This window comes from Dyadobacter linearis (assembly GCF_907165045.1).
GTDB classification, from domain to species: Bacteria; Bacteroidota; Bacteroidia; order Cytophagales; family Spirosomataceae; genus Dyadobacter; species Dyadobacter linearis.
On record NZ_CAJRAU010000003.1, the window covers coordinates 270,558 to 283,693 of the forward strand.

The 13,136-nt window shown below is 46.0% G+C and carries 10 protein-coding genes; 4 read left to right on the forward strand and 6 right to left on the reverse strand.

Features of this window, described 5'->3' with window-relative positions:
- Positions 1 to 23 precede the first annotated feature (23 nt).
- Positions 24 to 2,012 (reverse strand): T9SS type A sorting domain-containing protein, encoded by a 1,989-nt coding sequence (locus KOD92_RS11630; protein WP_215233744.1) that lies wholly within the window; start codon positions 2,010 to 2,012, stop codon positions 24 to 26.
- Positions 2,013 to 2,761: 749 nt separating this feature from the next.
- Positions 2,762 to 3,349, reverse strand: coding sequence for an RNA polymerase sigma factor (locus tag KOD92_RS11635; protein WP_215233745.1), 588 nt, complete (start codon positions 3,347 to 3,349; stop codon positions 2,762 to 2,764).
- Positions 3,350 to 3,586: 237 nt separating this feature from the next.
- Between KOD92_RS11635 and KOD92_RS11640 the strand changes: the two genes are divergently transcribed.
- From KOD92_RS11640 to KOD92_RS11655, 4 genes are all read left to right on the forward strand, one after another.
- A complete protein-coding gene (locus KOD92_RS11640) occupies positions 3,587 to 4,864 on the forward strand; it encodes a hypothetical protein (RefSeq protein WP_229254642.1) in 1,278 nt (425 codons plus the stop codon).
- A 9-nt stretch (positions 4,865 to 4,873) separates the two neighbouring features.
- Entirely contained in the window at positions 4,874 to 5,344 is a 471-nt protein-coding gene (locus tag KOD92_RS11645) for a GNAT family N-acetyltransferase (protein WP_215233747.1), read from the forward strand.
- Between the two features lie 78 nt (positions 5,345 to 5,422).
- Positions 5,423 to 6,325 carry a carbohydrate-binding family 9-like protein gene (locus KOD92_RS11650; protein ID WP_229254643.1) on the forward strand — a complete coding sequence of 301 codons (903 nt, stop codon included), beginning with the start codon at positions 5,423 to 5,425 and terminating at the stop codon, positions 6,323 to 6,325.
- 6 nt (positions 6,326 to 6,331) lie between these two features.
- The gene (locus tag KOD92_RS11655) at positions 6,332 to 7,264 is read left to right on the forward strand and encodes a serine hydrolase (protein WP_215233748.1); all 933 of its coding nucleotides are present in this window, start codon (positions 6,332 to 6,334) and stop codon (positions 7,262 to 7,264) included.
- A 43-nt stretch (positions 7,265 to 7,307) separates the two neighbouring features.
- Here KOD92_RS11655 and KOD92_RS11660 read toward each other — a convergent pair whose 3' ends face one another.
- The 4 genes from KOD92_RS11660 to KOD92_RS11675 all read right to left on the reverse strand — a co-directional run bounded on the left by KOD92_RS11660 (position 7,308) and on the right by KOD92_RS11675 (position 13,032).
- The gene (locus KOD92_RS11660; RefSeq protein WP_215233749.1) at positions 7,308 to 8,510 is read right to left on the reverse strand and encodes a YncE family protein; all 1,203 of its coding nucleotides are present in this window, start codon (positions 8,508 to 8,510) and stop codon (positions 7,308 to 7,310) included.
- Positions 8,511 to 8,614: 104 nt separating this feature from the next.
- A complete protein-coding gene (locus KOD92_RS11665; RefSeq protein WP_215233750.1) occupies positions 8,615 to 8,902 on the reverse strand; it encodes a hypothetical protein in 288 nt (95 codons plus the stop codon).
- A gap of 66 nt (positions 8,903 to 8,968) precedes the next feature.
- Positions 8,969 to 11,368 carry an ABC transporter permease gene (locus tag KOD92_RS11670; RefSeq protein ID WP_215233751.1) on the reverse strand — a complete coding sequence of 800 codons (2,400 nt, stop codon included), beginning with the start codon at positions 11,366 to 11,368 and terminating at the stop codon, positions 8,969 to 8,971.
- Positions 11,369 to 11,535: 167 nt separating this feature from the next.
- Positions 11,536 to 13,032 carry a capsule assembly Wzi family protein gene (locus KOD92_RS11675; protein ID WP_215233752.1) on the reverse strand — a complete coding sequence of 499 codons (1,497 nt, stop codon included), beginning with the start codon at positions 13,030 to 13,032 and terminating at the stop codon, positions 11,536 to 11,538.
- Positions 13,033 to 13,136: the final 104 nt, after the last annotated feature.

A 13,136-nucleotide genomic window follows, 5' to 3' on the forward strand; every position in this document is an offset into this window, starting at 1 on the left:
CAAATAAGAACCTTCGATTTTGACTATCTGACAACCAGGATTTTCCGGGTCACTGCGCCATCGTTCACTTTCACAAAGTAGGTTCCCTGAACCAGTCTGGTCAAATCCACTTCGTTGGCTGCATCCGGTTTGGTATTCAGGATCAACACACCGTTTTGGTTGTAAACCTTCACATTGTTGATCAGCTGGGCACCTTCAAACTTGATGCGATCCACCGCAGGATTTGGATAGATATTCATTTGCTCAGCTGCATCGAAATTCAGACTTTTTATCTCGCTGAAAGCGAACGTACCGTCTGCGTCCACCATTTTGAGTCTGTACAGATTGACAGCGAAAGGATTAGTGTGCGTATAGGTGTAAGTAACATCGTCGGCACTCTCGCCCTGGGCCTGGATAGAGGTAAGTACCGTCCAGTTTTTCCCGTCGCCGCTGTGCTGCACATCAAAGTGATCAGAATTGCTTTCAAATGTCGTTGTCCACACCAATGAAGCAGTATTTCCTTCTTTTTTAGCATTGAAAGAAGCCAATGTCACCGGAAGCGGAGGGCCTGCGAAAGTAAGACAGGTTCCGTCTATGGCCAGGTAATTATCCGACTGAGATCCCTGAACGCGCACAACCTCCGTGCCTTGCGGAACAGCGCCGCTCAAAGTGTAACGCTGTAATCCCCAGGGACTAGAATTGACCAGTTTGTCGATTTGCTGCGTCAGGGTACCCAATACTTTCGAAGAACCGTCCAGGAATACGATCTCAACTTTTTGGTCTCTGTCTTCAAGCACAGCTCCCCAGAAAATAAGCGTCACCGTATTGCCGTAAGTCGGCAGCATGGGTACATCCTGACGGAAAGTTGACGAGCCGGACAGGATCAGGCTTTTCTCCCCGCAGTTTGCGATCGCATTGTTTGCAATGACGTTACCAGTAGTTTCCCAGCCAGCTGCATCTTCTTCAAAACTTGCGTTCGTCAGCTTATTGTTGTTGCAAGTTTCGCAAACCGGCGTTGGAGGAGGCGTAATGCCCATACAAACACCATCAATTTTGAAGTAATTGCCGCCCGAAATCACCGAGAAACGAACTTTCACTGCACCAAGCGGCGCGGTAGCCGACAGGTTATATTCCTGCAACTTATGCAGCTGGGTCACGCGGTAATCCATTTGCCTGGTATTATCATCGTTAATTTCGATTGCAACCAATGCACCAGCGCTGTTGTAAAATTCAAGCTTAAACTGGTGGTTGAGACCAGTATCGTGCGTGCCGCCGAAAACTTTTACGTTCACCACGCTACCCTGCGTTACGTTCACTTCCTGAAAAATAGTACCGTGACCAGTGATCAAACCGTTTTTGTGACCACATACACTATAAGGAGGCTCGCTGATGAAGTTGGTACCCTCAGATTTAGACCAGTGGTCTGTGCCTGACTCGAAGCTTCCGTTTTTGACCGCATTCTGATCGTCGGGGCAGCCGCAATCCGATGGTTCGGGCGGCGTGATCGTTAGACAAGCCACATCGAATTTGAAATAATCACCACCTGATACGATAGAAAACACAACTTTCGCTGCATTGGCAGGCGCAGTGATCGAAGCATTGTATTGTCTGAGCCGGCTATCCGTCACCTGGTAATTCATATCAATCTCCACCCGGTTATCTCTTCCTTCTATCAAACGATTGTCACTTGTATAGAAATTGATTTTGAACTGGTGATTGCGAGCCGCGTTGTGCGTTCCTCCATATACGGACAGGTTCACCTGGCTGCCTCCTGCGAGATCAACAACCTGATAGACGATACCTGACCCGTTGATCACTCCGTTTTTGTCGCCACATACATTGTACGACCTATTAGTTTGAAAATCTGTCCCCTCGGTTTTACTCCAATTGTTAGTCCCGGACTCGAAACTTCCATTTTTCAGGCCATTTTCGGAATCCGTACAACCGCAGTCTCCCCCGGTCATAGCAAACCCGGGGCTTACTGCCGCCAGGTTTAGTAGGAATAACATAACCAGTACTGTAAAGTTTTTCATAACGTGATTGATTTTTAATCGGTTAGCTTGATACGTGAGTCAATAAAATGTCGACAAATGTACCATTGCTATCCTTTCAAAAATATCACTATTTTTATATTACAATGAAAATTCAACTAGGTTTACTTCAAAAATTGAATTATTATTACACAAATGATAGAAGTTATTATTATAAAGTTTAGAAAAATAAGTAGCTACAAATCAGCACTTTAACTAAATATAATTGCTCTTTAAGAGCTTACTTACTTCTATTCAATCTCTACAATTACCAATATAACTATTCAAATGTAATACTCAGACTGATCCGATATACTCAGCATTGAAAGGCAGTTATGATGAGAGTTAATTCACTGGATTTAAGAGCTCAACATACACAGTCACTGCCAGCTCGCCCCCATTGCAGATTCGGCAGTACAGTTTGCGAAGAATAAGTATGATAATTCGAAGTAAAATAATTTCAAGCGTGACTGGTTGAACCGGCCGAAGAACACAGGCTGGAAATACAAATCCGCATTGTAATTAACATGGATTTTTATGTACTATACGATGTGGAGAACCATAATTTAGCACTGAAGAATTTCGACAAATCTTTTTTTCGGAAAATCCCCACTTCTACAACTATTACACGGTTTTATTGTGCAATACCCGATTTAAATTTTAGTTTTTCAACTTTCTGATACACAGAATTTTGAACTCAATGAGAAGCGGATTGCGGGCTGGACGAAAAATTTGATACAAGATTATTTTAATCAGGCTGCATTCAGATTGAGATTCTGAACAGCGAAAACTTCCCGTAGTTCCTGCAATGCCTTGCGGATCCGGGATTTGACAGTGCCGAGCGGCAGGCAGAGATATTCTGCGGCTTCCTCATGCGTATATCCCTGAAAATAAACGAGATCAATCAGCGCCTGGCGCTCAGGAAGCAGCCCCTCTACAATGGTTTTGAGGTCCATCGTAATGTGTGCAGGAGAAAATGACAGGGATGCATATACTTCTTCGTCTATCGAATGCAACTTGACAAGCTTTTCCGATTTCACTTCAACCCGAAGCTTGTCGATTGCCGTATTGCGGGCTACATTCAGTATCCAGGTGAACAATGTGCCTTTTTCGGAATGGTAAGTGTCGATGTTTTTCCAGATTTTCAGAAATGTATCCTGCAAAACATCTGCCGCAGTTTCTTCACTTTTTACAACCTTAAGGATAACCCCGTACAGTGAAGGTGAATAATTATCGTACAAAAATTCGAATGCCTCGCGATTGTTACTTTTCAGCAGATGAACCAGTTGGTGCTCTGCATATTTAGCCTTCTTAAATACATTGGCTTTCTTCGTTGTCATAATTACCGCGCAGCGATTCGTTAGGGTTACAGCCTCTGAATATCAATTTCATTCCAGTATTTTGTGCTAAAAATTTTGTGTATTTTAAGCACATATTGGGGATTCCGCACTTTCGGATCTTCATCCCGTCAGAAGCTTTTCCACAACCTGGGACTGACTGAGAAACAATGTTTTAAGCACCAACCGGTTACAAGTATGTATTGCAAAAACGTGCTCCCCGTCCTTCTATCGCTATTTATGTTAGCATGTTCGACTGCCGACGAGCAAACTGAAAATACCCAAGCTATTGATAAAATAGCTGAGGATTATGTGCGACTTGGATTAGAAATCGGCGTTTACGACAGTGACTTTGTGGATGCATATTATGGTCCGGATTCACTCAAACCGGCCGCTTCCAAATCCGATTCTTTTCCCAAAAATGAGTTGCTCGCAAAAGCTGATAGCCTAAAAAAACAACTTGCAGCACTTTCCACCCGCCAGGTAAACGATACGACGAAAGCCCGCGCCGACTGGCTCAATTCCCAACTGACTGCATTTGAAAGGAGGATCAGGGTTTTTTCTGGGGAGAATGCGCCGTTTGAACAGGAATCGAAAGAACTTTTTGACGCTACCGCTCCTGTCTATACAGAGCAGCATTTCAAAGAACTGATAGCAAAACTGGAACATCTGCTTCCGGGAAAAGGACCATTGCCTGAACGTTATCAGCAGTTGGCGAGCCGGTTTATTATTCCTGAAAATAAGATTGACACCGTTTTCCAAACCGCGATCGCGGAGGCGCGCAAACGAACGCTGGCGCATTACCAGCTTCCGGCTAATGAAACTTTCAGGCTTGAATATGTGAAAGACAAACCCTGGTCGGGCTACAACTGGTACAAAGGAAACTATAACAGCCTGATCCAGATCAACATAAGCCAGCCGATATTCATCGAGCGCGCGATAGACCTCGCTTGTCATGAGGGGTACCCGGGCCACCACGTTTACAATGCAATGCTGGAAAAAACCCTTTTTCGCGATCGCGGCTGGGTGGAGATTTCACTTTATCCCCTATTTAGTCCGCAGTCGCTTATCGCGGAAGGCAGCGCAAATTACGGTATTTCGGTTGCTTTTCCGGGGAATGAACAGGAGGTGTTTTGTAAAGAAACGCTGCTGCCGCTGGCCAGACTGGATACAACCGGAACCAGCGCATATTTCAGGATATTAGCTATTAAATCCGGTCTTGGTTATGCCAGAAATGAAGTTGCGCGTGGTTTACTGAGCAGCAAAATGGATGATAAAGAGGCACTTCGCTGGCTTACGGATTACTGTCTGCTCACCAGCAAAGGCGCAAGCGACTATTTACGGTTTATCAAAAAATACCGCAGCTATGTGATCAACTACAATTATGGACAGGATCTGGTGAAGCAATATATTGAGTCGCAGGGAGGAACGGCCGACGCGCCGGAGCGCAGGTGGAAACTTTTTGAAGAGTTATTAAGTAAACAATCCAGAGCAAGCGAATTGCTGAAAAAGCATTAAACCAAAAGTATGTTTACTATTACCGAAGCCACCACAGAAGAAGATTACCGCGCCGGCGGACAGTTGTTTAACGAATATGCGTCCTCACTCGACTTTTCACTGTCTTTCCAGAGTTTTGAAGATGAATTAAAGATATTGCCTGAAATGTACGGCCCGCCCACCGGCGCGTTGCTACTGGTTGAAAAGGAAGGCAAATATATTGGTGTTGCAGGTCTGCGCAGGATCGAGGACGATGCTACCTGCGAAGTGAAGCGCATGTATATTCAGCCGGGATTTCAGGGAGCGGGAATAGGAAAAGCACTGTTGAATGCATTGATCGAAAAAGCGCGGGAGCTGGGTTACAAAACCGTTAAGCTGGATACGCTCGGCCCCAAAATGCCGGCTGCTGTGAAGCTTTACAAATCATTTGGCTTTGTGGAAACGGCCCCGTACAATTTTAATCCGCACGAAGGGATATTGTATTTCGAAAAGCAGCTTTGACAAACTTCAAGCACCTTCTTTTCGATTTTCGCAGGTTAGGGTTATATTGAGGATATTCAAAAAAAGCCCTTCCTGACCTTGAAAAATTATTATTCAATCCGATTTCAGCACATTTACGGCAGTTACAGTTTGCTTTTTTCAAGGTATCTGTTCCTGTTGCTTTTCATTTATTTTATTGCTTTTGGAAAAATTTCCGCACAAGCCCCGCCGCAGCCCAAAAGCTATATCTGCTATCAGCCCGATAAAAAAATAACCATCGACGGGAAACTGAGTGAGGCTTCCTGGAAAAAAGCTGCGTGGACTACTCCATTCGAAGATATTGAAGGCGATAAAAAACCAAAACCTACGCAGCTGACGCGCGCTAAAATGCTGTGGGACAGCGAATATCTCTACGTTGCCGCTGTGATCGAAGAGGAGCATATCTGGGCGTATCAGGACAAAAAAGACCAGATCGTGTACCTGGAAAATGATTTCGAAATTTTCATTGATCCCGATGGAGATACTGAAAATTATTACGAGCTGGAAATCAATGCACGCAATACGATCTTCGATCTTTTTTTACCAAAAACTTACAAAAAAGGTGGAAAAGCGCAGATCAAGTGGGATATCGCGGGGCTGAAATCGGCTGTAAGCATCGACGGTACCATCAACAATGCAGCAGATCGGGACAAGCGTTGGACCGTGGAGATCGCGATTCCTTTTACAAGTCTTTCAGCAGAAAACGTCCCTGCACTTATTCCTCAAAACGGCTCACAGTGGCGGATCAATTTCTCGCGTGTCAACTGGCAGCATACAGTTGCTACCGACGGAAAGTACGCGCGGAAACGTGATCCAGAAACGAATAGAGTGGTTCCTGAATACAACTGGGTGTGGTCGCCGCAGGGCATTATCAATATGCATTACCCTGAATACTGGGGCTATTTGCACTTTAAAGCAAAGCCGGTCGGCAAGTCAAAGGATTTTGAAACACTGCAAAACTGAGTCAATATGAAGCAAATTATCCTGTCTCTCCTACTTTTCCTCGCGCTGCCTGCTTTTGTAGCAGCACAACCCGGCGCTATCGGCAACACAAAAACCGACAAGAAGCTAACTGCGAAACTGGAAAAAGCGCTGGAAGGATTTAACGGCGATGTGGGTGTTTATGTGAGAAATCTGAAAACAAACCGTTCAGCTGCTGTCCATGCGGATTCCATATTCCCTACCGCCAGCATGATCAAAGTCCCTATCCTGTGCGGGCTGTTCAATAAGATCCATCAGGGAGACATCAGGTTTGACCAGGAACTTATCTACCGGGATTCGCTCAAATACGACAATGGTATAGTGGGCTCTTTCCGCGACAGCACCAAGATCGCCCTGCCAAAAATCGTACACCTGATGATCTCGATCAGCGACAACACGGGCAGCCTCTGGTTGCAGGCGATGGCTGGCGGCGGCGCGGCGATCAACGAGTGGCTTTCAAATAATGGATTTGCGATAACCCGCGTCAATTCGAGAACACCTGGACGAAAGGAGGGGCAAGCGAAATACGGCTGGGGACAGACCTCTCCGAGGGAAATGGCCGAACTGGTGGCGATGATCCGCGCCGGAAAAGCGATCGACCCGATTGTGAGCGCAAGAATGTACCGCTACCTGGGAATGCAGTTCTGGGACGGAGAGGCGCTTTCCCAAATCCCTCCATATATCAGTACCGCCGCGAAAAACGGGGCGGTAAACCAGTCGAGGTCGGAAGTAGTGGTTGTGCATGCACCGCACGGAGAATATGTTTTTTGCATTACTACCAAAAATCAAAAGGATGAGAGCTGGCAGCGGCAGAATGAAGGCTATTCGGTGATCAGGAAGGTTTCGGCGATTATCTGGGAGCATTTTGAACCGAAAAATAAATGGACGCCTGCCGCTGGCTCTGATAAGTACTGGTTTTGAACATTCTTTCCGGAAACAAGTCCCGGAAAGAATGCTGCGTGAATCAATGTCCCTCGCTGGATTCCAGACCCAATATTGCAAGCCGGTAAGGCGTCGCCGAAACTTTGATTGTTTGCTTTTTGGAAAGGTTTTGCGTGCTGATCTGTAATACTTCGCCCGATTTTGGTTGGGTAATGTAAATGTACCTGGCAGTCGCTTCCAGCTGCGGTTTCTGCGTTTCTTCTTTTGCTACCGCTGAAATCACCGAGCCTTTTGTGGTCACAGAATTACTTACCAGATCAATCACCTGTACCTCGCCGGAATGCATTAGCACGATCAGGTTTTTGCCTGCATAATCCACTTTTGCCTGCATAATATCCGTATTCTGCACAGCCGGAGTGACGGTACTTTTCTCAATATCAATCACATACGCTCCTTTGGCTGCTGTATACCCGACAAACTTCCCGGCTGCGCCAGCTTCCAGGATAGACCCGAACCACGCATCTCCAAAATCAGCCGGATGCGGGATCAGCTTCTGGGTCCCGCTCTGGTCGACCACTAAAATCCCGCTAGCTGAGCCGAAAACGGATACTTTTCCGTTCGTTGCATTTCCGTGAATTCCTTTGGTTTGAATGGTCGAGGCGTGGATTGTCTTGCCGGAAGCATCTATAATTTTAACACGCTCGGGCAGCGTACCAACAACAGAACCGTCTTTTTCGGTGATCGCGTAACTACCGTTATCAAATTTGGTCATCGCGCCGTGGTGCGCCACATTACCTGCATTGATCAGTTTCATTTTCGCGCCGGCAGTGTGAAAATCCGCCTGCACTGCTGTGCTCAAAGTTCCATCCCCATCATTGAATGTGATGATCTCGTCACCTTTGCTTTTGAAATGCGTCGGCCGGTTACCGTCGCCGATCAGCGCGCCGAACTTCGGGGTACCTTTCACGTCCACGTGGTCACCGTGTCCTTCCAGGCCGGTATCGAATAGCTGCAAATTATTATTTGCTCCGTTCACCAGCGCACCAAAACGACCGGCTTCAGTACCGTACAATGCAGATTTCGGAAATTTAGCTTCAAACTTTTCAGCGGAAAGCTTCTGCGGATCGATGAGTGAAAGTTCGTTGGTGAGCTCATCGTTCACCAGAATACGAATGAACGTGAACTCCTGCTCTGCTACCGGTTCAATGGGATTTTCTTTGTCCTTGTCGCAGGCTGTCACCGCAAAGGCGGTGATCAAAATTGTTTTTAATAAATACTTTTTCATAAAAAAATCTTTAAATGCATCAACGTTGCAAATATAATCCCGAAGATTAAAAATGCAACAATGATGCAAATAAAGATTTTAATAGATTTTCAGTAGTATAGTTGTCAGGCGATAGCTTCCCGTAAAAAGTTTCTGCTTTCTTTTTTTACAAATGTGATCGGAACAAACTCATCAGTAGGCGCTCCGATATAGTAAACTGTCCAATCCGGATCGTGGTGGGACAACATTTCGCTGATACAATCGGCGCGGTGAGCTACGGGGTTTGAGCAGTCTTCCCAATAAAACAGCTCGACCCGATAGAACAGGTTTTGTTTGATTCCATTAATAGTCACCTCAACTTTAATCTCCTGCTTACCTGGAAGCGGTGGAATAGGAATGGCAATGTGGCTCATGAGATCGTTTTATTAAAGTTTGTTACTAAAATTTCCGGCATACAGGAAAGGCCGCGACCGTCGGTGTTATTCTGATCGCAGCGATTTTACCGGGTTCATCAGCGCCGCCTTGATGCTTTGGAAGCTGATCGTAAGCAGCGCAACAGCGATAGCCAGCAAACCGGCGGTCAGGAAAATGCCCCACTCAATATCGATCCGGTAAGCAAAATCCCGCAGCCAGGTAGAAACTGCCCACCAGGCGATCGGCGAGGCGATTAGAATGGATATCACTACAAGCCGGATAAAATCTCTTGACAATAATGCGACAATACCGGCGATGGATGCGCCCATCACTTTTCTGACCCCAATCTCCTTAAACCTTCTTTCGGCAGAATAAGAGGCAAGTCCGAACAGTCCAAGACAGGATATAAAAATGGCCAAGCCAGCCAGGATACCCACTATTTCACTCACCTGACTATCGGCGCGGTAGAGATCTGCAAAATGCTCGTCGAGGAATGAATAGCTGAACGGCTGATCAGGGACGGTCTTTTCCCAGATAGATTTGATCAGGGCAACCGACTCTTTCGTCTGCGCGCCTTTGATTTTCACCGACATTTCCGAGTAACCCCAGTCTTTCTGATTGAACAGACAAAGCGTTTCGACCTTGTGGTGCAGCGAGTTGAAATTAAAATCCTCCGATATACCAATAATAGTCGACAGCGAATCCATGCCGGCAAATCCAAAACGCTTGCCGATCAGGGTTTGCATTGTTAAAGTCGGCTCTTCTTCAAGCAGTTTTTTAGCGAGCGATTGATTAATAATATACGTTTTTGCATTATCCGCTACACTATTTGTAAAGTTCCGCCCGGCTACCAGTTTGATTTTGTACAAAGTCAGGTAATCTGCATCCACCACGACCTGAGACGATGCAATCGACTTAACCGGGCCTGTTCCCTGAAAAAGTATTCCAGTCTGGTGAAAATTGTTTCCGAGCCGCTGCTGCGAGCCGGTCACGGCAGTGAATTGTTGTGTAGCCAGTAATTCCTGTTTCAGCGCATCGTATTTCTTATCCGATTTAGAATTCAGGGGAATGATCACCACCTGTTCTTTGTCGAACCCCGGATTTTTATCAATCATAAAACGTAACTGCCTCACCGCAAAGCCCGTCGCAATGATCAGGAACACCGCGCTTGTAAACTGCGTAATCACCAAAACATTCCTGAATGTGCCTTTTCCGGTGCGTAAAGTCCCTTTCAGTACTTTGATAGGCTCGAAAGAAGAAAGAAATGCGGCGGGATATAAGCCTGAGAAAATTCCGATGAGCACCGTGCCCGCCAGGATGACAAGAAACAGTAAGGGGTTGGAGAACAATGAAAATTCGAGCTTCCGCTGACTGAAATCGGCCACGGGCGAGATCAAGAGTTGTACCAGTACCAGCGCCAATATCAGAGAAATAAAACACAGCAAAATCGATTCGCCGATGAACTGGGCGGATAACTGGAACCGCTGCGCGCCAATAGATTTCCTGATCCCCACCTCTTTCGCTCTCCCGGCCGAGCGCGCGGTAGAAAGATTCATAAAATTAACGCAAGCGATCACCAGCACGATAATTGCGATAATGGAGAAGATATAAGTGTATTTCTGGTCGAATTTCTGATAGTTAATATAGTCGTGCGTAATGTCGGTGGAGCGGGCGTGAATATCCTTGATAGGTTGCAGGAACAATTCATAATACTTCCAGCCGTCGCCTTTCATGTGTTTTTTCAAAAACGAAGGAAATTTCTTTTCAAGGGCCGCCACGTTAGTCCCTTTCGCCAGTTCGAGGTAGGTCACCACCCAGTTTCCACCCCAGTTATTCATATAGTCGGGGCGGGTGATGGTACTGAAAGAGAATAGCGCGTCAAATTTCAGGTGAGAGTTGGCCGGCACATTTTCCATAATTCCGGTCACTTTGAGCGCGAGGGTATCAGTGCCGTAATGCATGATCGTTTTTCCCACAGGGTTTTGTTGCCCAAAAATACGCGTAGCACTTTCGCGTGATAAAACGACGCTGTTTGGTTCTTTAAGCACATTTGCTTTGTCGCCTTCGCTCAGCTCAAAGTCGAAAATGTTAAAAAAACTCTGATCTGCCCACAGGATCGTCGAAAGTTCTACCTTCTTATCCTCCTTTACGACCATCATATCGTTCCACGCATTGATACGAACGAAATTGAGTACTTCGGGATAATCCTGTTTCAAAGTCGGCCCCATCGGAAACATGGAAAGAGCCACTTTCTGCGGCGCTACCATGCCTTCGTAATTTTGCACTTCGTCGAGGCGATACACATTTTTAGTGTGTATTTTATCAAAACCCTTTTCGTAGGAAACAAAAAGCATAATGACAATGCAGGCGGCCATGCTCACGGCAAGCCCGACTATATTGATGGCTGAAAAAACCTTGTTTTTCCAGATGTTTCGAAAGGCGATTTTAAGGTAGTTTTTTAGCATAGGAGAAAGTAGAGAGGCTTGTCGAAACTCGAAATAACAAATTTATGCCACCCAGACGAACCATTTGATTCACAGGATATTAAGCTGGTGTAAAAACAAAAAATGTCCGAAAGCGGACAAGTTTTGTCCACCTTTGGACATTATCATTTAAAGGTATAAACGCACTATTACCAGCGCTTACTGATCCCAAGGTAACCTCCAAAATTTCCAGTGAAAACCTGGCCCTGATCGCCGCCCAGGCGAAGGATAATGCTCGTTTTTTGCAGCTTTGGCAACTGGTATTGTGAAGATGCCATTAATGACAGCTGGCTGCGGACTGGATTGAAGCGCGCGCCCGGCATTCCGAAATTCCGACTGAACGAACCTCTCAGCCCAAATTCCCAGCTTTTACCTAATTTTCCCAGTGCACCTGCATACCAAACGTTCACCCGTGTATTGGGATAGAACCGAGGATTTTTTAACTTACTCTGATCCATATCCGCAGCAGGAGCAATGAATGGGGTCCCTATTGCGCTGCCCTGGTAAGACCAGCCCTGAATGTATTGCGAATGGTTGAAGTAATTGTCAGCACCCTGGAATTTGCTGCCTGGAATGTAGAACGTTGGACCCGACTGATCTTTCGTCGTTAAAAATTCGAGTGTAAGATGTGTAAGTCTGAGACCGGTTGTGTTATTTGTACTTGCCGGCTTAAAGTTCACCCCATATAATCCGTCAGGAAGATTGAGGAAAATCATACTGGAAACATCTTCAAATGGGTGCTGGTGGTAAACAAAGAGTTTGTGTCCCCGGATTTTTGTCTCAAAACCAAAATCATAGCTCCCGAGGTGATTGCCGAGCCTGTAACTGTCAAATCCGCCGTAACCGTTTTTCTCGTACCAGTTTTTAGAAGTATAAGCGAGGACAACATTAGGAAAAAAGCGCCAGGAAGAAGGCAATTTACCATTGATCGCCAGCGTGGGATTTTCTCTTAAATACTCTCCCTCGCCCGCCCAGAGTACATTGTGATTTAAACCAAAATAAAACTTGCTGGCAGACTTAGGCTTGCCCAGCCTGATATAGATAAATTTCTGATGCAGGCGCACACCGTCGAGGTAATTGGTACCAAACCAGCCGTGAGAAAATGCTGCATGTATCGCGACGAAATTTTTGGTGAAACGGAGTGGCGTAAATCCGATGGTTCCGATCTGTATTTTGGGGATAGGCAATGCGTTTCCAGAACCCGAATAAAAGCCGGAAGTGAGCGTAGAATCGCCCAGGCCCATTAATTCCATTCGCCTGCCCGCATACAGTTCCACATTTTTGAACCGGACACTCGCGTAGGCTTCGGGAAGCAATACTCTTGCCGAGTTGGTTTTGTTGTAGGTAAGAACAGGATTTACCGACGCATTCCAGTCGAAATTGCGGCGTTTGTTGTTTAAGCTATCAAAGAAAACGTACCGTTTGCGAACTCCTGCCGATAAAATCCCAGCCGGCGATTCGGTGGGAATGATACCAAACTGATTGGTACGAAGCCAGAAAGGTGTGTCCTCATTGGATGAAAAAAGTCCTCCCACTTCTGCTTTCGCTTCCAGGCCGGAGATCAGTTTTTTCTGCGCGAAGGAAGGGGCGGAAGCTATACAGACAATTAGTAAAGCAAGAAACGTAAAGGTTTTGGGCAACGGCATTTCCGGAAGATGAAGTAAGATACTGCAAGATAAGACCTTGCGGCAGATAATTATCGCAGCATTTCGCAAAAACGCTAGCTTACTCCCTCAGGTTTTTAAATTGG

Bases quoted from the DNA above. Each gene is read 5' to 3' on its own strand.
- KOD92_RS11630 (WP_215233744.1), bottom strand. From the start codon at position 2,012: ATGAAAAACTTTACAGTACTGGTTATGTTATTCCTACTAAACCTGGCG.
- KOD92_RS11635 (WP_215233745.1), bottom strand. From the start codon at position 3,349: ATGACAACGAAGAAAGCCAATGTATTTAAGAAGGCTAAATATGCAGAG.
- KOD92_RS11640 (WP_229254642.1), top strand. From the start codon at position 3,587: ATGTTAGCATGTTCGACTGCCGACGAGCAAACTGAAAATACCCAAGCT.
- KOD92_RS11645 (WP_215233747.1), top strand. From the start codon at position 4,874: ATGTTTACTATTACCGAAGCCACCACAGAAGAAGATTACCGCGCCGGC.
- KOD92_RS11655 (WP_215233748.1), top strand. From the start codon at position 6,332: ATGAAGCAAATTATCCTGTCTCTCCTACTTTTCCTCGCGCTGCCTGCT.
- KOD92_RS11660 (WP_215233749.1), bottom strand. From the start codon at position 8,510: ATGAAAAAGTATTTATTAAAAACAATTTTGATCACCGCCTTTGCGGTG.
- KOD92_RS11665 (WP_215233750.1), bottom strand. From the start codon at position 8,902: ATGAGCCACATTGCCATTCCTATTCCACCGCTTCCAGGTAAGCAGGAG.
- KOD92_RS11670 (WP_215233751.1), bottom strand. From the start codon at position 11,368: ATGCTAAAAAACTACCTTAAAATCGCCTTTCGAAACATCTGGAAAAAC.
- KOD92_RS11675 (WP_215233752.1), bottom strand. From the start codon at position 13,032: ATGCCGTTGCCCAAAACCTTTACGTTTCTTGCTTTACTAATTGTCTGT.